This is a genomic window from Stutzerimonas stutzeri, from assembly GCF_000219605.1.
Taxonomy (GTDB): Bacteria; Pseudomonadota; Gammaproteobacteria; order Pseudomonadales; family Pseudomonadaceae; genus Stutzerimonas; species Stutzerimonas stutzeri.
In genome coordinates this window covers 2,291,420-2,313,316 of the sequence record NC_015740.1, presented here as the reverse complement: position 1 = coordinate 2,313,316, position 21,897 = coordinate 2,291,420, and the positions used below count along the sequence as shown (strand labels likewise).

Here is a 21,897-nt window from a genome sequence, read left to right as displayed (position 1 = left end):
CGAACCGAGATCGAGCAGGCTGTGAGCATGAATGCCCAGCCGTTAGTGCAGCCGTGAGCGGTCGGATTTCAGCCCAAACCCGATCTTCACCACCTGTGCTGCCTGCAGCACGGTGCGGGCCGCCTCGATGGATCCGGGCAGTCCGACTCGCAGCAGGTAGGCTTTCGCCGGCGTGGCGAACTGGATGAGGTGCGGTCCGCTGGAAACTTCGCCGACCCTGAAGGTCGGCTTGGATTCGGTGTCGAAACCGATGCAGGCGCAGGCGAGAAGCTCCTGCGCTGCCGCGGAGAAGGCCTCGGCGCTCGCAGGCATGACGATGGCGTGATTCGGCAATCCGTGGAAGGCCGGCAGCCGCTCGACGTCCGACTGCACCGCGATGTGGATGATGGGCCTCTGGCTCAAGCGCTGATCCTCCGCCGGGTACATGCATCGCCCGATTGCGCTCGGGCCTGCCGGCAAGTGTAGGCGCTGGGCCGAGCGCAGCCCGCCATCAGTTCTTCAGCTGACTGGCGAACTGGCCGACCGCACTGACCACTCGCTGGGCGCCGTCCTGGATCTCGACGATGACCGCGCCGGCCTGGTTGGCGAATTCCAGGCCCTGTTCGGCCTGGTCTCGGCTGCTGGACATGCTGTGCACGGCAGCCTGGGCGAGGTCCTGGTTCTTCTGCACCACCCCGACGATTTCCTCGGCTGCCTTGCTGGTGCGCGCGGCCAGCTGACGCACCTCGTCGGCTACTACGGCGAAGCCGCGGCCCTGATCGCCGGCGCGAGCAGCTTCGATGGCGGCGTTGAGCGCCAGCAGGTTGGTCTGATCGGCGATCCCGCTGATGGTCTTGAGAATGGCGCTGATCAGCTGCGACTGCTTGTCCAGCGCCTCGATGCCATCGGAAGCCTCTTGCATCTGCTGGGCAATGCGATGCATCACATCGACGGTCTGCTGGACCACCTGGGCGCCGCGCTGGGCACTGAGATCAGTGTGGTGCGAGGTGTCATAGGCGATGGTCGCGGCCTCGGCGACGGCCAGCTCGCGGTTGACCTGATCGGTGATCACGGTGGCGAACTTGATGACCTTGTAGAGCTTGCCGTAGGCATCGTGCACCGGGTTGTAGGAAGCCTCCAGCCAGACCGTCCGGCCATGGGCATCGATGCGCTTGAAGCGGTCCGCAATGTACTCGCCGCGGTTCAGGCTGGCCCAGAAATCCCGGTAGGCAGCGGATTCGGCCTCTTCGCGTTCGCAGAACATGCGGTGGTGCTTGCCCTTGATCTGCTCGAGGCGATAGCCCATGCCGTCGAGGAAGCGCTGATTGGCCGTGATGACATGCCCGCCCAGGTCGAATTCGATGACGGCGGTGGAGCGCAGCAGTGCATTGATCACGCTCTCGTGCTCGCGTGACGTCTCGATGGTGCGGGTCAGGTTGGTGGCGCACAGGGTGAAGTGGTGCAGCGTGCCATCGGAGCCCTTGATCGGTTGCCAGATGGAGCGCAGCCAGGCTTCCTGGCCATCGGCACGCAGCAGGCGGTACGCCCCGCTGACATGCTCGGCACGCTGCATGGCGGTCTTGAGCCGTGAATAGTTCGGTTCGCTACGAAACTGCTGGCTGAAGAAGCCATCGAGCGGACGACCGATAAGGTCCTCGCGGCGATAGCCCATTTCGCTGATGAACAGCTCGTTGGCGTGCTGGATGCGTCCTTGCGGGTCCAATTCGAGGACCATCATTTCCCTGTACAACGAGTTCTTGATCTGCTGGTTGATTGCCGCGTCCTCGCGCAACTCAGCCAGTTCCCGTTTTAGGTTTTTGTTGAACATCTGTTTGGCATCCAGTGGAGGGCAAGACCGCCCAGTCACTGCATCGGCGCCGTTCGAGTTTTCCTGAGGCGCAGTGGCCACCCTTCGTTCTATCCCTCCGATTGAGCCCCTCAATCGAACGGGCATGGCGGTGCATCACTTTTCCCAGTCATGCGGGCAGTCCTTGCATCCTTCCATATTGGTGCCCTGAAAGGTCGCGTAATGGCGGCGAGCACCGGTCAGTACGGCATCTGCCAGGTTGGCATCGTTGAGCTTGGCTTCCTGCAGATTGGCGTCGGTGAGGTCCGCCCCCATCAGGTCGGCCTTGCTCAGCCAGGTCATCTCCAGGTCGGCAGCGCGCAGGGTGCTGCCATGCAGCTTCGCGCCGCTCATGCGCGCGAACTCCAGGTAGGCGCCGGTGAGGTCGGCCCCCTTGAACTGCGTGGCCTGGGCGAACAAGCCCCAGCCCTGGATGGCGATCAGCTTGGCATCGGTGAAATTGGCCAGGCGCAGGTTGGCCTGTTGCAGGCTGGCGCGATTAAGCGTGGCGCCGGTGAGGTCGGCCTTTTCCAGATTGGCCAGGTCGAGGTTGGCGTGGCGCAGGTTGGCGCCGGAGAGGTTGGCGCCAGCGAGGTTGATCCGGCGCAGGTCCTGATTGCTGAGGTCGGCGCCGCGCAGGTCGGCGTTGGCGCATTGGCTGTCGGGCTGTAGCACGCAGCCGTTGACGGTCAAGGGGCCGTCATCCGCGGCGAAGACCGCGGCGCTGCTGAACAGGGCCAGTGGCAGAAGCAAACGGCAAGGGGCGTTCATGGGCGTCACCTGAGGCAGCAAATGAAAAGCGGTCGCGTGGCGTTTCTGGCCTGTCGGCGAGAGCGCCAACCCGAAGCCGGCGAGGCCAGGCATGCCGCGCGAACCGCTGTACCTTGAGGGCTAGAGGACGTGCCCGCGTGGGCGGGCACGGCTCCACTCATCGTTTGGCGGTCTTCTTCTCCCAGTCCGGCAGCTTGAATACCCAGAACGAGCCGCCCTGGGCGACCGGCTTGGTCAGTACGGCCATGTCGCCGCCCCACAGGGGCACGGCGCCGCCATAGCCGACCGTTACGCCAATGTACTGCTCGCCGTCCTGTTCCCAGGTGATGGGCGGGGAAATCACGCCGCTGCCGGTCTGGAACTTCCACAGCTCGTCACCGGTTTTGGCGTTGAAGGCCTTGATGTAGCCGTCGCTGGTGCCGGTGAAGACCAGGTTGCCCTTGGTTGCCAGCACGCCGGCCCACAGCGGCAGCTTTTCCTTGTGTTCCCATTCCACCTTGCCGGTGGCGGGATTCATGGCGCGCAGGATGCCGACGTGGTCGTCGTACATGCGCTTGATGCGGAAACCCTGGCCCAGGTAGGCGGAGCCCTTCTTGTAGCTGACTTCCTCGGTCCAGTAGTCCTCCTTCCAGTGGTTGGCCGGCACGTAGAACAGGCCGGTGTCCTGGCTGTAGGCCATGGGGTTCCAGTTCTTGCCACCGAGGAAGGGCGGCGAGACTTCCACCGACTTGCCGTGCTTCTCGCCCGGCTCCGGTTTGGGTGGGCGCTGGCCTTCGTTCTCGACCGGTCGCCCGGTTTTCAGATCGATATGGCTGGCCCAGGTGATGCCGTCGACGAAGGGGAAGGCGTTCTGCAGCTTGCCGTCCTTGCGGTCCACCACATAGAAGAAGCCGTTGCGGTCGGCATGGGCGGTGGCCTTGACGGTCTTGCCGGCCTTGTCCTTGTAGTCGAACAGCACCAGCTCGTTGTTGCCGGAGAAGTCCCAGGCATCGTTCGGGGTGTGCTGGTAGAACCACTTCACCTCGCCGGTGCTCGGATCGACGCCGACCTGCCCTGAGGTGTAGAGGCTGTCGTAGTCGTTCGGATTGCCACCGTCGCTGGTGCGCTCCCAGCCGTTCCAGGGTGCCGGGTTGCCCGCACCGACGATGATGGTGTTGGTCTCCGGATCGAAGCTGGCGCTCTGCCATGGCGCGCCGCCGCCCTGGCTCCAGGCTTCCTTCTTGCCGGTGGGGTGGTTGGGATCGTCCGGCCAGGACGGCGCCTTGATGTCGCCGGTGGGGGTGCTGTCCTTGCCATTGAGGCGGCCCATGTGGCCTTCGACGAACGGGCGCATCCAGATTTCCTCACCGGTATCCGGGTCGCGGGCGAACAGCTTGCCGACGATACCGAACTCGTCACCGGAGCTGCCGTGGATCAGCAGGACCTTGCCGGTCTTGCCGTCCTTTACCAAGGTCGGTGCGCCGGTCATCGTGTAACCGGCGCCATGGTCGCCGAACTTCTTGTTCCAGACGACCTTGCCGGTGTCCTTGTTCAGTGCCACGACACGGGCATCGAGGGTGCAGAAGTAGATCTTGTCGCCATAGATGGCGGCGCCGCGGTTGACCACGTCGCAGCACGGGCGGATGTCGTCGGGCAGGCGATGGGCATAGCTCCACAGGCGCTTTCCGGTCTTCGCATCGAGCGCGAACACCCGCGAATAGGAGCCGGTAACGTAGATCACGCCGTCATGAACGATGGCCTGGGATTCCTGGCCGCGCTGCTTCTCGTCGCCGAAGGAGAACGACCAGGCCGGGGTCAGCTTGAACACATTGCTCTCGTTGACCTGCGCCAGAGGGCTCCAGCGCTGTGCATTGGTGCCCATGCCGTACTGCAGTACGTTGCTGGTGGTGACATGGTCATTGGCGATGTCTTCCCAGCTGACCGGTTTGGCGTGCACGGCGCCCGCCATGGCAAGGCTGCCGGCCAGAGCCAGGCATTGCACGGCAAGTGCGAGCGGGCGGGGTGCGCCGGGGTGCGATCTTGTTTTCATGGTTGCGATTCCCTTGGTCGATTCGAACGAGGCCGCCACATCCGGCTGGCCAGGCGATTCGATTATTGGAAGCGCGGCGCGCGCACCGACACGGAAAAGCTCCCGCCAACACCGGGATTCCTTCCCGGCCGCCGATGATTTGGCCTTGCTACCGGTGGGGTGCCGAAGGTGGTAGCAAAACCCAGTACCAAGGGAGGAGATGCAGGCATCCAAAGCAGGATTCTGCCGATCCGTCCGCGCGGCCAACATGACCACCATGCGCTCCGATTGGGGCTGCCTTGCACAGGTTCTCGATATAGAGGGTGGTAGTCATGAACAACAAGATCATTTTGCGCGCACTGCTGGCAGCGGGTGTCCTCGGGGTTTCCGGACTGGTATTTGCCCATGGCGACGTGACGCCACAGGCGGTCAACACCAAAGGCCTGCCGGCGCTGGGTGAGGAGTGGCTGGACGAGAACCCCTATCGCGCGCCGAGCGAGCACCACGACCTCGCCGTGCAGATCGGCTCCTCCGCCTACAACCAGAACTGCGCCCGTTGCCATGGCCTGGAAGCCATTTCCGGCGGTATCGCTCCGGACCTGCGCGAGCTGGAAGCCAGCTACGACGGCGACGAGTGGTACAAGGAGCGCGTGATCAACGGCGCCGTGCGTGACGGTGCGGTGTACATGCCGCGCATGGCCGACACCCTCAGTCAGGAAGCGCTGTGGGCGATCCGTACCTATATCGAAAGCGAAGCGGCCAAGCAGTGATGGCCGGCGCGCGGCTGTTCCTCGCGCTGTGGCTGACGCTGTGCTGCGCGCTGGCGCAGGCGGACGTGGTCAGGGTGCGCGCCTTCGATGACATCATCGAGTCGGGCGTGCTCAAGGTGGCGATGTACGAGAACTTCCCCCCGTACAGCTACCAGCAGGACGGCCAGCCGCGCGGCGTCGACTTCGAGCTCGCGCAGAAGCTTGCCGAAGGCCTGGGCCTCAAGCTCGAAGTGCTGTGGGTGACGCCGGACGAAACGCTGGACGATGACCTGCGCAACTTCATCTGGAAGGGGCACTACCTGCGCCGCGACGTGCTGGCCGACGTGATGCTGCGCGTGCCGTACGACCGCGAGTTCTCCTACAAGCGCAACGAGCTGGGTGAACTGATCAACGAGCTGGTGGTGATGTTCGGGCCTTACCAGCGCGAGCGCTGGCAGACGGCCTATGACGATCGGCGCATCGAGGACGTGCCCAGCGTGGCGGTATTCCAGTACCACCCGATCGGCGTGGAGGTGGACAGCGTCCCCTCGTTCTACCTGTCCTCGGTCTTCGAGGGTCGGCTGGCGAAAAACCTCCATCACTATCCCAGCGTGCAGCAGGCCTTCGCCGCGCTCAAGGAGGGCGAGGTCGACGCCACCATGGCGATGCGTGGCGAGATCGAATGGCTGATGGCCCAGGCGGGCGACAGCCACCTGAAGCTTGCGGAGAACGCCTACCCGAACATGGGCAAGCAGGTCTGGGATCTGGGCATGGCCGTACACGAGTCCAACCGCCAGCTGGCCTATGCGCTGGAGGAAGTGCTGGAACCGCTGATCCTCGAAGGCGGTATGGAAAAGCTGTACGCCAAGCACGGGCTGCATTACGAGCTGCCCGGCTTGTACCAGGATGTGGAAAACGACGTGGCCGGGCGCTGACGGCGGCGTCATGCCGCTCCGGGCCGAGCGCTGCGCGATACCGATCCCGTTGCGGATCGCCGTTTCGAGGAGTCGACATGAGCGTCCGGATCTTGCTGTTGTTGATCGCCCTTCAGGGGCAGGCCGTGCTGGCGGCGGATGCCGACCCGCTGCAGTCGGTGATGTGGGAGTACCACCACAAGGGCTTGCTCAACGGCGAGCCCTACGTGTTCGACGAACGCGTGCAGGTACAGGTGCCGCCGTTCGCCGAGGACTCGCGGCAGGTGCCGATCCACGTCGATGCGCGTGCCCTGGGCGATGAGGTGGTGCGCATAGAAGCCTGGGCCGACCTCAATCCGATTCCGCGGATCTTCACCTTCGTCCCCGGCGACCAGATGTTGCCGCTGGTGGCGATCCGCATCCGTGTCGAGCAGGCCACCCCGGTACGTGCCGCCGTGCTGACTCGAGATGGTGTCTGGCATGTCGGCTCGGCGAGGGTCGATGCCGCTGGTGGGGGGTGCACCGCGCCCAGCGTGGTGCGCGCGCAGCCCGGCTGGGAGGACCGGCTCGGTGAGGTGATCGGCGGGCGCTTCGCGCGCGGTGACTTCAGCCGCCTGCGCCTGCAGGTCTCCCATCCCATGGATAACGGCCTGGTCGGTGGCATTCCGGAGTTCTTCCTCAACCAGGCCGAGCTGCGCGCTGCCGACGGGCAGGTCCTGGCAGCGCTCGAGCTGTATCCCGCCGTCGCCGAGAACCCCAGCCTCAGCCTGGAGGTGAAAGGCGAGCAGGACACCCGCCTGTGGCTGCGCGACAACAACGGCAACGAGTTCGAAGCCGCGCTCTGAGCCCATCTCCGCTTCGGCCTGCGATAACCCAAGCCAAGGAGGCGTCATGCGCCTGTTCATTCTGATTTTCGCGTTCTGTCTGACGTCATCCGTGCACGCCGAGCTTCGCTACGAGTTGCAGCCGCAACCGCTCGCCGAGGGCGTCTGGCTGCTGGAAGGCTCGACGGCCAACTTCGACAAGGCCAATGGCGGCAACATCGTCAACACCGGTTTCATCGTCACCGACTCTGGCGTGGTGGTGATCGACAGCGGGCCGTCCAGACGCTACGGCGAGGCGATGCGCGAAGCCATTGCCCGGGTGACCGATCGGCCAATCATCAAGGTACTGCTGACCCACCATCATCCGGACCATGTGCTGGGCAACCAGGCATTCGCCGACGTGCCAATCGCCGCGCTGGCCGGTACCACCGAACTGCTGCGCGAGCAGGGCAACGCCATGGCGGAAAACATGTACCGCCTGGTTGGCGACTGGATGCGCGGCACCGAAGTGGTGCTGCCGACCGAGAGCGTCACGACCGGTACGCTGGAAGTCGGTGGGCGCACGCTGCGCCTGTTGGCGCTGCGCGGGCATACCGGTGCGGACCTGGCCATCCTCGACGAGCGCACAGGTGTGCTATTCGCCGGTGACATCCTGTTCTACCAGCGTGCGTTGACGACGCCAAACAGTCCGGGGCTGGATGTCTGGCTGGCTGATCTGGATACCCTCCAGGGCTTGCCCTGGAAGCGCCTGGTGGCCGGGCACGGCCCGGTGGCGGACGATGCCGCGCCATTCGCCCAGATGCGCGACTATCTCGGCTGGCTCGATGGCCTGCTGCGTGATTCCGCCGCCAGCGGGGCGGATATGAACGAGGTGATCCAGAGTCCGATACCGGAGCGTTTCGCCGGCATCAGCCTGACGCGCTACGAACTGATCCGCAGCGTCAGCCACCTCTATCCGCGCTACGAGGCCGACGCGCTCGAACGCGTCGACCAGTGAGGAGTTTCACTGCAGCTGTAGCTGATCGCCGCGTTCCTGTTGCCAGTCATCCAGGCTTGGCGCAGCTTCTTCGCCATCCATGCGGTGGATGATGGTGAAGTAATCCTGCTTGAAACGGTCCTGCATGATTTCGCTGCGGTTGCGGACCCGCACGGCGTAGATGCTCTGCACGTTCTGATGGTCGAAGTCGCGCCAGTACTGCTCGTCCTTGAGCAGGCGATAGCGATGGCCTTCCAGGGCCGCGATCACCGCTTCGCTGTCCAGGCTGCCGGCACGCTGTGCCGCGGCCGCCCACTGCCGGACGATCCCATAGGCCGAGGCGGCGGTGCTGCCAGGGTAGGCCTGGTGCTGGGCGATGAAACGGTCGACGAAGGTCTGCCCTTCGACGCTGTCCACCAGCTTGGGCACGCGCCAGGTCCAGGCCTCGGTTCCGATCACGTTCTCCATGACCAGCGGTCCGGCCTGCTCGACGATGCTCTGGGTCAGATTGGGCACGATGATCTGCATGCGCTTGCCCAGTTCCAGCGTCTGTGCCAGGCGCATGGTCTGTACCAGGTCCTGACCGAGCAGCACGATCACCAGTACGTCGGCGTCGCTGGCGGCAGCCTTCTGCAGTGCCGCCAGGTAGTCACCGCGGCGTGCGCCACGCTCGGCGATCTTCGAATAGCCGTGACGGGCACGGTCGCGGCTCTTGGTCGCCTCGCGCAGGGCCTGTTCCATGCTGCGGCCCCAGGCGTCGTCGAGGCTGATGTAGTAGTAACGCCGGTTGGGCATGTGCCAGCTGAGGTACTCGCCCAGCACCCGCGCGCTCATCCAGGCGCTGTTGGATTCGCGGAACAGATGGCGATGGCCGTCGCGGCCGGTGATCTCGTTGGCGTAGCCGAGGGTCGGGAAGTACAGCAGTCCTAGCTGGCGTGCCCGCTGCCCGGCGGCGAGGGCTTCCTCGCTGTTGGCGCCACCGAACACCATGACGGTGCCCTGGCTGGCAAAACGATCGATATTCGCCTCGGCCTTTTCCGCGCGTGCAGCCGAATTGAGGCTGACCAGCTGTAGCGGACGACCGAGCACACCGCCGCGCCCGTTGATCTCGTCCACGGCGAGCAGGGCGCCGCGACTCAGTTCAAGGCCTTCGGACTTGTAGTTGCCGGTGCTCGGGTAATTGAGCCCCAGGCGGATCGGCTGGGCGGCATTGGCGCTGGCGAGGGGCAGGAGGAGGAGGGTGAAGAGCAGGATCGGGTGAAACATGGCTCGTATCCTTCTGAGCGAGGGGACGTCCGTTTTAGGGGCTGGGCTGGCCGTGCGGAATAGTCTTTTCCGGCCGTTTGGTTGCGACTTCGGTGCCGTCGATGGCCCCTACCAGCCCCGGGAGGGCACGGTTTTCCTGGCCTGCAGCGGCGTATTGCTACCAAGGGAGGAGGAAAATCGGTACTGCGGGCAATTGTTGGCGAGGCGGGGCAAACCAAGAATCTGCAACAGACCGGGAAAATTTCCCGGCATAACAATGAACCCGCAGAGGTAGCCGCAATGAAGCACACCGGTCTTCGCAAGCCCTTCGCCGTGACGGCGCTATGCGCCGCGGTGGCGATGTCCAGCCTGCACGCCTGGGCCGTAACCGACCAGGAAATCCTCAACGACGCCAAGTCCACCGATCAGATCGTCACCAACGGCCTGGGCTTGCAGGGCCAGCGCTACAGCACCCTGGACGCGTTGAACACCAACAACATCAATCAGTTGCGACCGGTTTGGGGCTTCTCTCTGGGCGGTGAAAAGCAGCGCGGCCAGGAAGCACAGCCGCTGATCAAGGACGGCGTGATGTACATCACCGGCTCCTATTCGCGGGTGTATGCGCTCGATGCCCGCACCGGCAAGGAGCTGTGGCAGTACGATGCGCGCCTGCCGGACGGCATCATGCCGTGCTGTGACGTGATCAACCGCGGCGTGGCGCTGTACGACGATCTGGTGATCTTCGGCACCCTGGACGCCAAGCTGGTCGCACTGAACAAGGACACCGGCAAGGTGGTGTGGAAGAAGACCGTCGCCGACTACAAGGCCGGTTACTCGCTGACTGCCGCTCCGCTGGTGGTCAACGGCAAGCTCATCACCGGCGTTTCCGGTGGTGAATTCGGTGTGGTGGGCAAGATCGAGGCCTACAACGCGAAGAATGGCGAACTGCTGTGGACCCGTCCGACCGTGGAAGGTCACATGGGCTACGTGTGGAAGGATGGCAAGAAGGTCGAGGCCGGCATCTCCGGCGGCGAAGCGGGCAAGACCTGGCCCGGCGACCTGTGGAAGACCGGCGGCGCGGCGCCCTGGCTGGGCGGTTACTACGATCCGGACACCGACTCGCTGCTGTTCGGCACCGGCAACCCGGCGCCGTGGAACTCGCACCTGCGTCCCGGCGACAACCTGTATTCCTCCTCGCGCCTGGCGCTGGACCCGAACGACGGCTCGATCAAGTGGCACTTCCAGTCCACGCCGCATGACGGCTGGGACTTCGACGGCGTCAACGAGCTGATCTCCTTCGACTACCAGGAAGGCGGCAAGACCATCAAGGCTGCCGGTACTGCCGACCGCAACGGCTTCTTCTACGTGCTCGACCGCACCAACGGCAAGTTCATCCGCGGCTTTCCGTTCGTCGACAAGATCACCTGGGCCAAGGGCCTGGACAAGAACGGTCGGCCGATCTACGACGACGCCAACCGTCCGGGCAATCCGAACGAGGCCGACAAGGGCAAATCCGTGTTCGTCGCGCCGTCGTTCCTCGGTGGCAAGAACTGGATGCCCATGGCCTACAGCCAGGACACCGGGCTGTTCTACGTGCCGTCCAACGAGTGGGGCATGGACATCTGGAACGAGGGCGTCGCCTACAAGAAGGGCGCGGCCTACCTGGGTGCCGGCTTCACCATCAAGCCGCTCAACGAGGACTTCATCGGCGTGCTGCGCGCCATCGATCCGAAGACCGGCAAGGAAGTCTGGCGCTACAACAACTACGCGCCACTGTGGGGCGGCGTGCTGGCCACCAAGGGCAACCTGGTGTTCACCGGCAACCCGGAAGGCTACCTGATGGCGTTCGACGCCAAGACCGGCAAGAAAGTCTACGAGTTCAACACCGGTTCGGGGATCGTCGGTTCTCCGGTTACCTGGGAGATGGACGGCGAGCAGTACGTTTCCGTCCTGTCCGGCTGGGGTGGTGCGGTCCCTCTGTGGGGCGGTGAAGTCGCCAAGCGCATCAAGGAGTTCAACCAGGGCGGCATGGTCTGGACCTTCAAGCTGCCGAAGGATCTGGTCGCCAAGCGCTGATCGACGATCTGTAGGACGAGTCCGGCGAACGCCGGGCTTCGTGTACGAAACCCCGGTCATCACGGCCGGGGTTTCGTGTTTCTGCGCCTGCGGAATTTCTTTCAGCCCTGGCGATAGGTACTGGGGGTGACGCCCACCTCACGACGAAACACCTGGGAGAAATGGCTGGGGCTCGAGTAGCCCACCTCCAGCCCGATGTCGATGATGCTGCGCGGCGTTTCAAGCAGCAGCTGCCGCGCCCGCGCCATGCGTAGCCCGATGAAGTACTGCGACGGTGAAAGGCCGGTGGCCCGCTTGAACATCCGGCTGAAGTGGTACTCGCTCAGTTCGACGACCTGCGCCAGCGCCGCCAGGCTGAACTCCTCGGCCAGCCGTTCGTTCATCACCCCGATGACCTTGCGCAGCTTGTAGGCGGGCAGGGCATTGCTGCGGCGGATGCTGCCGTGCGGGTCGCGATAGTGGCGCAGCAGATGCACTGCCAGTGCCTGGGCCAGGCCACGAACGTACAGCGGGCTGGCTTGGGGCCGGTCGAGCAGTTCGCGACGCAGCTGATCCATCAACCAGCGCACCGTCTCGTCCCGTGCACCGGAAACGTCCAGCAAGGCAACGCCGGTGCTCTGCGGCCCCAGCAGTTCACGCGCCGCCTGGTCGATGAGCGGCAGGCCGAGATACAGGTGCATCACCTCGAAGCGCTCGCCCTCCAGCGCTTGCCAGCGCATCTCGTAGGGCTCGTCCGTGTCGGTCAGGAAGAAGTCGCCCGCCCGGACGTTCACCGTGCTCCACTGGCCGCCCGGTGTGCGCTCCTCGACCTGCGCTGCACCGGCCAGCACCAGGACCAGCAACGGCTCCACCACCGCCGGCACGCCGATCGGTACTTCGACCGAACGGTGGCTGAACAGCTGCAGCACGACGTCCTGCGTCGGCATTGGCAGCTCGGTCAGCCGCGTTTCGGCGGGCAGGTAACGGCCCATGGCCTGGGCCGGGGCACGGCCGGAAGCTGGCAAGGGCGGGGCGTCGGATGGCCGAGGCACGCGAAACTCCAGGACAAGAACGCAAGCGGCTAGGTCGTTAGCGTAGCGCAGCGGCCGTCCGGTGCCGCGGATCGAACACGGAGCGAACCGCGGGGCGGACTTCAGCCCACCATTGTGCGGTCCTGCGGTCCGCAGATGTCTAGATCCGGCTTTTGCGCGCAAGAGTCCGACAGCCAGAGCAAGCCAGCGAAAGTTCGGGGCGCAACGATGAGCAAGACTGAACCTGTCGATAACCAGGGCGCCCATGGCGCCATATATACCGGAGGAATCAGCATGAGCGATTCGAAGCATAGCGTCATCGCGGAAGTTGCAGGCAAGGTCGCGCTGGTCACTGGCGCTGCCAGTGGTATCGGCAAGGCGATCGCCTTGCTGCTGCACGAGCGAGGTGCCAAGGTCATTGCCGAAGACATCGACCCGGCGGTCGAGGAACTCGCTCGACCGGGGCTAGTGCCGCTTCAGGCCGACATCACCGAAGACGGGGCCGCGGAGCGGGCGGTGGGCCTGGTGGTCGAGCGCTTCGGCCGACTCGACATCCTGGTCAACAATGCCGGCATCATCATCAACAAGCTGGTGGTGGACATGACCCGCGAGGACTGGGAGCGCATCCAGGCGGTCAATGCCACTGCGGCTTTCCTGCATTGCCGCGAAGCGGTCAAGGCAATGATGCCCAACCGCTCGGGGGCGATCGTCAATATCGCCTCCTATGCGTCGTACTTCGCCTTTCCGACCATCGCCGCCTATACGGCTTCGAAGGGGGCGCTGGCACAGCTGACCCGCACGCTGGCACTGGAGGCGATCGAGCATGGCATTCGGGTAAACGCCATCGGCGTCGGCGATGTGGTGACCAACATCCTCAACGATGTGGTCGAGGACGGGCCGGGCTTTCTCGCCCAGCATGGCGAAGCCGCGCCCATCGGCCGCGCGGCGCAGCCGGAGGAGATTGCCGAGGTCGTTGCGTTCCTGGCCTCGGAGCGAGCCAGTTTCATGGTCGGCTCGGTGGTAATGGCCGATGGCGGCATGACGGTGACCGCCGGCTGAGGGCGCTTCGCGCGTGCCGCCAGGCTTGTCTCGGGTTTCCCGGGGCAGAAACAGGAACCCCGCCAAAACGGCGGGGTTCCTTGCGTCGCATGGGGGCCGGGATCAGTCTTCCAGCGAGCCCATCGCGGTGGTGTTGAAGCCGCCGTCGACGTAAAGGATCTCACCGCTGATGCCGGACGCCAGGTCCGAGCAGAGGAAGGCACCGGCGTTGCCGACTTCCTCGATGGTGACGTTGCGGCGCAGCGGGGTCTGCTTCTCGTTGGCGGCGAGCATCTTGCGGAAGCTGGCGATGCCGGAGGCTGCCAAGGTGCGGATCGGGCCGGCGGAGATGCAGTTGACGCGGGTGCCTTCCGGGCCAAGGCTGCCAGCCAGGTAGCGTACACCGGCTTCCAGGCTGGCCTTGGCCATGCCCATCACGTTGTAGTTCGGCATGGTGCGCTCGGCGCCCAGGTAGGAGAGCGTGAGCAGGCTGCCGTTGCGGCCCTTCATCATCTCGCGACCGGCCTTGGCCAGGGCGACGAAGCTGTAGGCACTGATGTCGTGGGCGATCTTGAAGCCTTCGCGGGTGGTGACTTCGGTGAAGTCGCCGTTCAGCTGGTCGCCCGGGGCGAAGCCGACCGAGTGAACGATGCAGTCCAGGCCGTCCCACTTCTTGCCCAGCTCCTCGAACACGCGGGCGATGTCTTCGTCATTGGCGACGTCGCAGGGGAAGCACAGCTCCGGGCTCGAGCCCCAGCCGGCGGCGAATTCCTCGACGCGGCCCTTGAGCTTGTCGTTCTGGTAGGTGAAAGCCAGTTCTGCACCTTCGCGATGCATGGCGGCGGCGATGCCCGAGGCAATCGACAGTTTGCTGGCAACGCCGACGATCAGTACGCGCTTACCGGTGAGAAAACCCATGTGCTTGTCCCTCTTCTGGTTGTTCGGCAGCGCCGGGCGCCATGAAGGCGGATTCCAGCAGCTGCTGTGTATACGGATGTTGCGGTGCCGCGAATATCTCGGCAGCCGCCCCCTGTTCCACCACCTGGCCCTGCTTGACCACCATCATCTGGTGGCTCAGCGCCCTGACCACCGCCAGGTCATGGCTGATGAACAGGTAGGTCAGGTTGTACTTGGCCTGCAACGAGCGCAGGAGCTCCACCACCTGACGCTGTACCGTGCGATCGAGCGCCGAGGTCGGCTCGTCGAGCAGTATCAGCGCCGGCTTCAACACCAGAGCCCGGGCAATGGCAATGCGTTGCCGTTGCCCGCCGGAAAACTCGTGGGGGTAGCGATGCCGGGTTTCCGGATCGAGACCAACCTCCACGAGCGCGTCAATGATTGCCTGTTCCTGCTCCTGCGCATTACCCATGTGGTGAATGCGCAGCCCTTCGCCGATGATCTGCCCGACCGACATCCGCGGGCTCAGGCTGCCGTAGGGGTCCTGGAAAACCACCTGCATCTGCCGGCGCAACGGCCGCACGGCGCGCTGCGACATGCCCTGCAGCTGCTGACCCTGGAAGCGGATCTCGCCGCGACTGGACAACAGACGAAGGATAGCCAACCCCAGGGTCGACTTGCCCGAGCCGCTTTCGCCGACGATCCCCAGCGTCTGCCCCCGGGGCAGGCTGAAGTTCACGCCGTCGACCGCCTTGATGTGATCGACGGTACGCCGCAGCAGGCCCTTCTTGATCGGGAACCAGACGCGCAGATCCTCGACCTCCAGCAGCGGTGCCGCCTGCTCGACCTCCACCGGCCCACCGCTGGGCTCGGCCGCGAGCAGTTCCTGGGTGTACGGATGCTTGGGCGAACGGAACAGTTCTTCACACAACGCCTGTTCGACGACACGACCGCGCTGCATGACACATACGCGATGGGCGACCCGCCGAACCAGGTTGAGGTCGTGGCTGATCAGCAGCAACGCCATGCCCAACCGCGCCTGCAGTTCCTTGAGCAGTTCGAGGATCTTCAGCTGCACGGTAACGTCCAGCGCCGTGGTCGGTTCATCGGCGATCAGCAGCTCCGGCTCGTTGGCCAGGGCCATGGCGATCATCACGCGCTGGCGCTGGCCGCCGGACAGTTCGTGCGGGTAGGCGCGGATGCGCTTGCGCGGCTCCGGTATGCCCACCAGCTCGAGCAATTCCAGCGTGCGGGCACTGGCGGCCTTGCCGCGCAGGCCCTTGTGGATTTCCAGTACCTCGTTGATCTGCTTGCCCACCGTGTGCAGCGGGTTGAGCGAGGTCATGGGCTCCTGGAAGACCATGGCGATACGGTTGCCACGGATCTTGCGCATGGCTTTTTCGTCCGCCTTGATCAGGTCCTGCCCGTGGAAATGAATCTCTCCCTGGGGATGGCGGGCCAGCGGGTAGGGCAGCAGGCGCAGGATGGAATGCGCGGTGACCGACTTGCCCGAGCCGCTTTCGCCCACCAGCGCCAGGGTTTCGCCCTTGCGGATGTCGAAGGACACGCCCTCTACCACGCGCTGGACCTGATCGCCGGTGACGAACTCGACGGCAAGGTCGCGGACCTCGACCAGGTTCTCGCCAATCGAAACTTCGGACATCTTATTTCCTTGGGTCGAAGGCATCGCGCGCCGCCTCCCCGATGAAAACCAGCAGGGTCAGCATTATCGCCAGCACCATGAAGGCGCTGATGCCGAGCCAGGGCGCCTGCAGGTTGGCCTTGCCCTGGGCGACCAGCTCGCCCAGCGACGGCGAGCCTGCCGGCAGGCCGAAACCGAGGAAGTCCAGGGCGGTGAGGGTGCCGATGGCTCCGGTGAGAATGAATGGCATGAAGGTCATGGTGGAGACCATGGCGTTGGGCAGGATGTGGCGGAACATGATCGCGCCGTTCTGCATGCCCAGCGCGCGAGCGGCGCGCACGTACTCCAGGTTGCGTCCGCGCAGGAATTCGGCACGCACCACATCCACCAGACTCATCCAGGAGAACAGCAGCATGATGCCCAGCAGCCACCAGAAGTTGGGCTGCACGAAGCTGGCGAGAATGATCAGCAGGTAGAGCACCGGCAGGCCCGACCAGATCTCCAGCAGGCGCTGTCCGACCAGGTCCACCCAGCCGCCATAGAAGCCCTGCAGCGCCCCGGCGATCACGCCGATCACGGAGCTGATCAGGGTCAGCGTGATGGCGAACAGCACCGAGATGCGAAAGCCGTAGATGACCCGCGCCAGCACGTCGCGGCCCTGGTCGTCGGTGCCCAGCCAGTTTTCCAGCGAAGGCGGTGCCGGCGCCGGCACCTGCAGCTCGTAATTGATGCTCGAATAATTGAAGGGGATGACCGGCCAGATCATCCAGCCATCCTTCTCGGCGATCAGCTCTTGGATGTATGGGCTCTTGTAATTGGCCTGCAGCGGGAACTCGCCACCGAACGCCGTTTCCGGGTAGCGCTTGAACACCGGGAAAAACCATTCGCCGTCGTAGCGCACCACGATCGGCTTGTCGTTGGCGATGATCTCCGCGCCGAGGCTGAGCACGAACAGCGCGAGGAAGATCCACAGCGACCACCAGCCACGCTTGTGTGCCTTGAACAGTGCCAGCCTGCGCTGATTGAGGGGGGACAACTGCATTTCAGGCCTCCCTGCTTTCGAAGTCGATGCGTGGGTCGACCAGCGTATAGGTCAGGTCGCCGATCAGCTTCACCACCAGGCCGAGCAGGGTGAAGAGGAAGAGGGTGCCGAACACCACCGGATAGTCGCGGTTGATCGCCGCCTCGAAACTGAGCAGGCCGAGCCCGTCGAGGGAGAAGATCACCTCGATCAGCAGCGAACCGGTGAAGAACATGCCGATGAAGGCGGCCGGGAAGCCGGCAATGATGATCAGCATGGCATTGCGGAACACGTGACCGTAGAGCACGCGATTCTTGCTCAAGCCCTTCGCCCGTGCCGTGATCACGTACTGCTTGTTGATCTCGTCGAGGAAGCTGTTCTTGGTCAGCAGCGTCAGGGTGGCGAAGTTGCCGATCACCAGGGCGGTGACGGGCAGGGCCAGGTGCCAGAAATAGTCGATGATCTTGCCGCCCAGCGTCAGGTCGTCGAAGTTGGCCGAGGTCAGGCCGCGCAGGGGGAACCAGTTCCAGTAGCTGCCGCCGGCGAACAGCACGATCAGCAGAATGGCGAACAGAAACGCTGGAATGGCGTAACCGACGATGATCGCCGAGCTGGTCCAGACGTCGAACTTGCTGCCGTGGCGCGTGGCCTTGGCGATCCCCAGCGGAATCGAGGCCAGGTACATGATCAGCGTGCTCCACAGCCCCAGCGAGATGGAGACAGGCATCTTCTCGATGATCAGGTCGGTGACCTTGGCGTCGCGGAAGAAGCTCTCGCCGAAGTCCAGCCGCAGGTAGTTGCTGAGCATGATCCAGAAGCGCTCGGCCGGCGGTTTGTCGAAGCCGTAGAGTCGCTCGATCTCGGCGATCAGCTCGGGGTCCAGGCCCTGCGCGCCGCGATAGCTGGTGCCGCCCACCGCGACTTCCGAGCCGCCACCGGCGATACGGCTGGTGGCGCCTTCGAAGCCTTCCAGTTTGGCGATTGCCTGTTCGACCGGGCCGCCTGGCGCTGCCTGGATAATGATGAAGTTGATCAGCAGAATGCCGAACAGCGTCGGAATGATCAGCAGCAGTCGGCGAATGATATAGGCCAGCATGCTTATCGCTCCGCCTCGGCGTCGGTAGCAGAGTCGTCAGCGGCATCGTCGGCTGCCGGTTCCGCCGAAGGTGCCGGGGCGCCGGCCTGCTCGGCCTTCTTCGCTTCCGCCGGGTCGGCTACTGGCGCCTGGGCGTCGGGCTTGCGCCACCAGGTCATCAGACCGATGTCCTGCTGCGGCGTTACCTGCGGATGCGCCAGGTGGTTCCAGTAGGCCACGCGCCAGGTCTTGATGTGCCAGTTCGGGACCACGTAGTGACCCCAGAGCAGCACCCGGTCGAGCGCCCGGGTGTGGGCGACCAGTTCCTTGCGCGAGTCGGCGCCGATCAGCCCTTCGACCAGCACGTCGATGGCCGGGTCCTTCAGGCCGATGAAGTTGCGGCTTCCGGGATTGTCCGCGCTCGCCGAGTGCCAATACTCACGCTGTTCGTTGCCAGGGGAGTTGGACTGGCCGAAGCCGCTGACGATCATGTCGTAATCGCGTGAGCGCAGCCGGTTGATGTATTGCGAGACGTCGACCCGACGGATCTCCAGTTCGATGCCCAGGTCCGCCAGGTTGCGCTTGTAGGGCAGCAGCACGCGCTCGAATTCGGCCTGCACCAGCAGGAACTCCAGTTTCACCGGCTTGCCCTGGGCGTCCAGCATCTGGTCGTTCTCGACTTTCCAGCCAGCCTCGGTCAACAGCCGATAGGCCTGGCGCTGCTGCTCGCGGATCACGCCGTTGCCCGGGGTTTGTGGCAGTTCGAAAGCCTTGTCGAATACCTCGTCCGGCACCTTGCCGCGCAGCGGTTCGAGGATCTTGAGCTCGTCCTCGCTCGGCAACCCGGAGGAGGCCAGCTCGGAATTGTCGAAGTAGCTGCGAGTGCGGGTGTAGGCACCGTTGAACAGCTGGCGATTGGTCCATTCGTAGTCGAACAGCAGGCCCAGGGCTTCACGGACGCGACGATCCTGCAGGTGCGTGCGGCGGATGTTGAAGATGAAGCCCTGCATGCCGGTCGGGTTGTAGTTGCGGATTTCGTCCTTGACGATGCGGCCGTCGCGGACCGCGGCGATGTCGTAGGCGGTGGCCCAGTTCTTCGCACTGGTTTCGAACCAGTAGTCGAAATGCCCGGCCTTGAAGGCCTGCAGCGCTACGGTGTTGTCCCGGTAGTAGTCGAAGTTGACGTGATCGAAGTTGTAGAACCCGCGATTCACCGGCAGGTCCTTGCCCCAGTAATCCTCGACTCGGGCATAGCGGATCGAGCGCCCGGCCTGGACCTTCTCGACGCGGTACGGGCCGCTGCCCAGCGGGATTTCCAGGCTGCCAGAGGTGAATTCGCGCCCCTCCCACCAGTGCTTCGGCAGCACCGGCAGCTGGCCGAGGATCATCGGCAGCTCGCGGTTGCCGGCGTGCTTGAAGTCGAAGCGAACCCGTCGCGGGCTCTCGGCCACCACCTTCTCCACATCGGCGTAATAGCCGCGGTAGTGCGGGGCGCCCTTGCTCATCAGCGTCTCGAAGGTGAACACCACGTCATCGGCGGTTACCGGCTCGCCATCGTGGAAGCGAGCCTGCGGGCGCAGGTGGAAGCGCACCCAGCTGTTGTTCGGGCCCTTTTCGATCTTTTCCGCCAGCAGGCCGTAGACGGTGAACGGCTCGTCCAGGCTGTTGGTGGTGAGTGTGTCGTAGATCAGGCCGATGTCATCGGCGGCGACGCCCTTGTTGATGAAGGGGTTGAGCGAGTCGAAGCTGCCGAAACCGGCCTGGCGCAGCGTGCCGCCCTTGGGGGCCTCGGGATTGACGTACTCGAAGTGCTGGAAATTGGCCGGGTACTTGGGCTTCTCGTCATACAGCGTCAGGGCATGGCGGGGGGCGGCCTCGGCCAGGGTTGCCATGCAGAGCAGACTCAGCAGGCCGGCGCGAAACAGCGAATGGCGCACGCGATTGTTCATTTGCTCTTCTCCAGGCTCTTCAGCCACCAGGCGCGCAGCCCCAGCGTGTAGGGCGGCGTGGTGACGTGGGCGAACCGATTTCGGTACGCCAGGCGATGGTTACTGATGAACCAGTTCGGAATGGTGTAGTGGTTCCACAGCAGCACCCGGTCGATGGCGCGGGCGGCTGCGACCTGCTCGTCGCGGGTCTGCGCGGCGAGCAGCTTGCCGATCAGGTCGTCGACGATGGGGTTGGCGACGCCGGCATAGTTGCGTCCACCCTTGACGTCCACCTGGCTGGAATGGAAGTACAGGTGCTGCTCGATCCCGGGGCTCAGGCTCTGCACCAGCGTCATCAGGATCATGTCGTAATCGTAGTGGTCCAGCCGCTGCTTGTACTGCGCGCCGTCGACGGTGCGCAGGTTGGCCTGGATGCCGATGCGCGCGAGATTCTCCACATAAGGCTGGAGAATGCGCTCCAGCCGCGGATTGACCAGCAGTATCTCGAACCGCAGCGGTTGCCCGGCGCTGTTCAACAGGCCGGCATCGGAGGGTTTCCAGCCCGCTTCGGCGAGCAGGCCCAGGGCACGGCGCAGGGTATCCCGCGGGATGCCGCGGCCATCGGTTTGCGGCAGTTGGAACGGCTCGCTGAACAGCTTGGCCGGAAGCTGCTTGCGATAGGGTGAAAGCAGCAGCCACTCACCGCCTTCGGGCTTGCCGGTGGCGCTGAACTCGCTGTTGGGGTAGTAGCTTTCGCTGCGGCGATAGGCGCCATAGAACAGTGCGCGGTTGGTCCACTCGAAATCGAACATCAGGCCGAGGGCCTCGCGCACGCGCTGGTCGGCGAACGTCGCGCGGCGCCCGTTCATGAACAGCGCCTGGGTTTGGGTCGGAATCTGATGCGGAATCTCCGCGCGGATGATGTCGCCCCGCAGCATGGCCGGGAATTGATAGCCGTTGGCCCAGTTCTTGGCCTGGTGCTCGATGTAGAAGTCGAATTCACCGACCTTGAACGCTTCGAACGCCACCACGTTGTCGCGGTAGAACTCGACCTCGACGCGGTTGAAGTTGTACTTGCCCTGGTTGACCGGCAGCTTCGCCCCCCACCAGTCGCGCACGCGTTCGAACACCACCTGGCGCCCGGGTTGCACCTGCGTGATGCGGTAGGGACCGCTGCCCAGCGGCGGCTCGAAGGTGGTGGCCTTGAAGTCACGATTCTTCCAGTAGTGCTGCGGCAGCACCGGGAGTTCGCCGAGGCGCATGATGAGCAGCGGATTGTTCGGCTGCTCGAAGACGAAGCGGATGCGGTGGCGGTTGAGGATGTCGACGCGCTTCACGCCCTGCAGGTTGGTGCGGTACTGCGGGTGGCCGTCCTTGATCAGGAGGCGGTAGGAGAAGGCGACGTCGTATGCGGTGATGGGCTTGCCGTCATGGAAGCGGGCTTCCTTGCGCAGGTTGAATACCACCCAGCTGTTGTTGTCGCTGTACTCCACCGATTCGGCAATCAGTCCATAACTGGACGCGGGTTCGTCGCCGGATGGGTCGTACAGTCCGGTGCCGACCATCAGCGGTTCGTTGAGCTCGCTGATGCCGTACTGCAGGAAACCGGGCGAGGCGCTCGGGCTGGTGCCTTTGAATGTGTAGGGGTTGAGCGTGTCGAAGGTGCCTGACGCCATCAGCTTGATCCGGCCGCCCTTGGGCGCGCGCGGGTTCACCCAGTCGAAATGGGTAAAGGAGGCTGGGTACTTAAGAGTGCCGAACTGCGCATAACCATGGCTTTCGCTGATGGTGGCGAGGGCGGGAAAGCTCAAGGCCAGACAGGTCAGTAACAGTAGCAGGGCTCGCATCAGACGGGGGATCCGATCCTTGGCGCTTACGGGCTTCTCGGGCCGGTACAG

The 21,897-nt window shown here is 64.4% G+C and carries 18 protein-coding genes; 6 read left to right on the top strand and 12 right to left on the bottom strand.

Annotated elements, in window-relative coordinates; all coding sequences use genetic code 11:
- Positions 1-42 precede the first annotated feature (42 nt).
- The 4 genes from PSTAB_RS10745 to exaA all read right to left on the bottom strand — a co-directional run bounded on the left by PSTAB_RS10745 (position 43) and on the right by exaA (position 4,625).
- Positions 43-426 carry a 3'-5' exonuclease family protein gene (locus PSTAB_RS10745; protein ID WP_011913400.1) on the bottom strand — a complete coding sequence of 128 codons (384 nt, stop codon included), beginning with the start codon at positions 424-426 and terminating at the stop codon, positions 43-45.
- A 64-nt stretch (positions 427-490) separates the two neighbouring features.
- Positions 491-1,807 carry a methyl-accepting chemotaxis protein gene (locus PSTAB_RS10740; RefSeq protein WP_011913399.1) on the bottom strand — a complete coding sequence of 439 codons (1,317 nt, stop codon included), beginning with the start codon at positions 1,805-1,807 and terminating at the stop codon, positions 491-493.
- 135 nt (positions 1,808-1,942) lie between these two features.
- Positions 1,943-2,596 (bottom strand): pentapeptide repeat-containing protein, encoded by a 654-nt coding sequence (locus PSTAB_RS10735; protein WP_013982920.1) that lies wholly within the window; start codon positions 2,594-2,596, stop codon positions 1,943-1,945.
- 157 nt (positions 2,597-2,753) lie between these two features.
- Positions 2,754-4,625: a quinoprotein ethanol dehydrogenase gene (gene exaA / locus PSTAB_RS10730; RefSeq protein WP_041771734.1), complete on the bottom strand. Its 1,872-nt coding sequence runs from the start codon at positions 4,623-4,625 to the stop codon at positions 2,754-2,756.
- Between the two features lie 311 nt (positions 4,626-4,936).
- Between exaA and pedF the strand changes: the two genes are divergently transcribed.
- The 4 genes from pedF to PSTAB_RS10710 all read left to right on the top strand — a co-directional run bounded on the left by pedF (position 4,937) and on the right by PSTAB_RS10710 (position 8,088).
- On the top strand, positions 4,937-5,374 hold the full coding sequence (pedF, locus tag PSTAB_RS10725) for a cytochrome c-550 PedF (RefSeq protein ID WP_011913396.1): 438 nt from the start codon (positions 4,937-4,939) through the stop codon (positions 5,372-5,374).
- Entirely contained in the window at positions 5,374-6,288 is a 915-nt protein-coding gene (locus PSTAB_RS10720; protein ID WP_011913395.1) for a substrate-binding periplasmic protein, read from the top strand. The genes pedF and PSTAB_RS10720 overlap by 1 nt, the downstream gene beginning before the upstream one ends.
- Before the next feature lie 77 nt (positions 6,289-6,365).
- Positions 6,366-7,112, top strand: coding sequence for a quinoprotein dehydrogenase-associated SoxYZ-like carrier (locus PSTAB_RS10715; RefSeq protein WP_013982917.1), 747 nt, complete (start codon positions 6,366-6,368; stop codon positions 7,110-7,112).
- A gap of 46 nt (positions 7,113-7,158) precedes the next feature.
- Positions 7,159-8,088 (top strand): quinoprotein relay system zinc metallohydrolase 1, encoded by a 930-nt coding sequence (locus PSTAB_RS10710; RefSeq protein WP_013982916.1) that lies wholly within the window; start codon positions 7,159-7,161, stop codon positions 8,086-8,088.
- Between the two features lie 6 nt (positions 8,089-8,094).
- On the opposite strand, the gene PSTAB_RS10705 is transcribed toward PSTAB_RS10710, so the two are convergent.
- On the bottom strand, positions 8,095-9,333 hold the full coding sequence (locus PSTAB_RS10705) for a substrate-binding protein (RefSeq protein ID WP_013982915.1): 1,239 nt from the start codon (positions 9,331-9,333) through the stop codon (positions 8,095-8,097).
- Positions 9,334-9,612: 279 nt separating this feature from the next.
- Between PSTAB_RS10705 and PSTAB_RS10700 the strand changes: the two genes are divergently transcribed.
- Entirely contained in the window at positions 9,613-11,388 is a 1,776-nt protein-coding gene (locus PSTAB_RS10700) for a PQQ-dependent methanol/ethanol family dehydrogenase (RefSeq protein ID WP_013982914.1), read from the top strand.
- 101 nt (positions 11,389-11,489) lie between these two features.
- Here the strand turns inward: PSTAB_RS10700 and PSTAB_RS10695 are convergent, their stop codons facing one another.
- Positions 11,490-12,359, bottom strand: a complete 870-nt coding sequence (locus PSTAB_RS10695) for a helix-turn-helix domain-containing protein (protein WP_013982913.1) — start codon at positions 12,357-12,359, stop codon at positions 11,490-11,492.
- Between the two features lie 333 nt (positions 12,360-12,692).
- On the opposite strand from PSTAB_RS10695, the gene PSTAB_RS10690 reads away from it, so the two are divergent.
- Positions 12,693-13,457: an SDR family NAD(P)-dependent oxidoreductase gene (locus tag PSTAB_RS10690; RefSeq protein ID WP_013982912.1), complete on the top strand. Its 765-nt coding sequence runs from the start codon at positions 12,693-12,695 to the stop codon at positions 13,455-13,457.
- Between the two features lie 102 nt (positions 13,458-13,559).
- Here PSTAB_RS10690 and fabI read toward each other — a convergent pair whose 3' ends face one another.
- The 6 genes from fabI to PSTAB_RS10660 are packed head-to-tail and all read right to left on the bottom strand — an operon-like array spanning position 13,560 to position 21,846.
- Complete coding sequence (gene fabI / locus PSTAB_RS10685; RefSeq protein ID WP_011913388.1) at positions 13,560-14,354, bottom strand: enoyl-ACP reductase FabI; 795 nt, start codon at positions 14,352-14,354, stop codon at positions 13,560-13,562.
- Entirely contained in the window at positions 14,335-15,996 is a 1,662-nt protein-coding gene (locus tag PSTAB_RS10680; RefSeq protein WP_013982911.1) for an ABC transporter ATP-binding protein, read from the bottom strand. The genes fabI and PSTAB_RS10680 overlap by 20 nt, the downstream gene beginning before the upstream one ends.
- Position 15,997: 1 nt before the next feature.
- The gene (locus tag PSTAB_RS10675) at positions 15,998-17,017 is read right to left on the bottom strand and encodes an ABC transporter permease (RefSeq protein WP_011913386.1); all 1,020 of its coding nucleotides are present in this window, start codon (positions 17,015-17,017) and stop codon (positions 15,998-16,000) included.
- A 1-nt stretch (position 17,018) separates the two neighbouring features.
- On the bottom strand, positions 17,019-18,092 hold the full coding sequence (locus PSTAB_RS10670) for a microcin C ABC transporter permease YejB (protein ID WP_011913385.1): 1,074 nt from the start codon (positions 18,090-18,092) through the stop codon (positions 17,019-17,021).
- 2 nt (positions 18,093-18,094) lie between these two features.
- Entirely contained in the window at positions 18,095-20,020 is a 1,926-nt protein-coding gene (locus PSTAB_RS10665) for an extracellular solute-binding protein (protein WP_013982910.1), read from the bottom strand.
- Positions 20,017-21,846 carry an extracellular solute-binding protein gene (locus PSTAB_RS10660; protein WP_013982909.1) on the bottom strand — a complete coding sequence of 610 codons (1,830 nt, stop codon included), beginning with the start codon at positions 21,844-21,846 and terminating at the stop codon, positions 20,017-20,019. Before PSTAB_RS10660 ends, PSTAB_RS10665 begins: the two co-directional genes overlap by 4 nt.
- Between the last annotated feature and the right edge of the window lie 51 nt (positions 21,847-21,897).

What these genes read in the sequence shown, in the direction of transcription:
- PSTAB_RS10715 (WP_013982917.1), top strand. Translation starts at nt 6,366, where the DNA reads ATGAGCGTCCGGATCTTGCTGTTGTTGATCGCCCTTCAGGGGCAGGCC.
- PSTAB_RS10735 (WP_013982920.1), bottom strand. Translation starts at nt 2,596, where the DNA reads ATGAACGCCCCTTGCCGTTTGCTTCTGCCACTGGCCCTGTTCAGCAGC.
- PSTAB_RS10665 (WP_013982910.1), bottom strand. Translation starts at nt 20,020, where the DNA reads ATGAACAATCGCGTGCGCCATTCGCTGTTTCGCGCCGGCCTGCTGAGT.
- pedF (WP_011913396.1), top strand. Translation starts at nt 4,937, where the DNA reads ATGAACAACAAGATCATTTTGCGCGCACTGCTGGCAGCGGGTGTCCTC.
- PSTAB_RS10745 (WP_011913400.1), bottom strand. Translation starts at nt 426, where the DNA reads ATGTACCCGGCGGAGGATCAGCGCTTGAGCCAGAGGCCCATCATCCAC.
- PSTAB_RS10710 (WP_013982916.1), top strand. Translation starts at nt 7,159, where the DNA reads ATGCGCCTGTTCATTCTGATTTTCGCGTTCTGTCTGACGTCATCCGTG.
- PSTAB_RS10660 (WP_013982909.1), bottom strand. Translation starts at nt 21,846, where the DNA reads ATGCGAGCCCTGCTACTGTTACTGACCTGTCTGGCCTTGAGCTTTCCC.
- PSTAB_RS10675 (WP_011913386.1), bottom strand. Translation starts at nt 17,017, where the DNA reads ATGCAGTTGTCCCCCCTCAATCAGCGCAGGCTGGCACTGTTCAAGGCA.
- PSTAB_RS10740 (WP_011913399.1), bottom strand. Translation starts at nt 1,807, where the DNA reads ATGTTCAACAAAAACCTAAAACGGGAACTGGCTGAGTTGCGCGAGGAC.
- PSTAB_RS10700 (WP_013982914.1), top strand. Translation starts at nt 9,613, where the DNA reads ATGAAGCACACCGGTCTTCGCAAGCCCTTCGCCGTGACGGCGCTATGC.
- PSTAB_RS10690 (WP_013982912.1), top strand. Translation starts at nt 12,693, where the DNA reads ATGAGCGATTCGAAGCATAGCGTCATCGCGGAAGTTGCAGGCAAGGTC.
- PSTAB_RS10680 (WP_013982911.1), bottom strand. Translation starts at nt 15,996, where the DNA reads ATGTCCGAAGTTTCGATTGGCGAGAACCTGGTCGAGGTCCGCGACCTT.
- PSTAB_RS10705 (WP_013982915.1), bottom strand. Translation starts at nt 9,333, where the DNA reads ATGTTTCACCCGATCCTGCTCTTCACCCTCCTCCTCCTGCCCCTCGCC.
- exaA (WP_041771734.1), bottom strand. Translation starts at nt 4,625, where the DNA reads ATGAAAACAAGATCGCACCCCGGCGCACCCCGCCCGCTCGCACTTGCC.
- PSTAB_RS10670 (WP_011913385.1), bottom strand. Translation starts at nt 18,092, where the DNA reads ATGCTGGCCTATATCATTCGCCGACTGCTGCTGATCATTCCGACGCTG.
- PSTAB_RS10720 (WP_011913395.1), top strand. Translation starts at nt 5,374, where the DNA reads ATGGCCGGCGCGCGGCTGTTCCTCGCGCTGTGGCTGACGCTGTGCTGC.
- fabI (WP_011913388.1), bottom strand. Translation starts at nt 14,354, where the DNA reads ATGGGTTTTCTCACCGGTAAGCGCGTACTGATCGTCGGCGTTGCCAGC.
- PSTAB_RS10695 (WP_013982913.1), bottom strand. Translation starts at nt 12,359, where the DNA reads ATGGGCCGTTACCTGCCCGCCGAAACGCGGCTGACCGAGCTGCCAATG.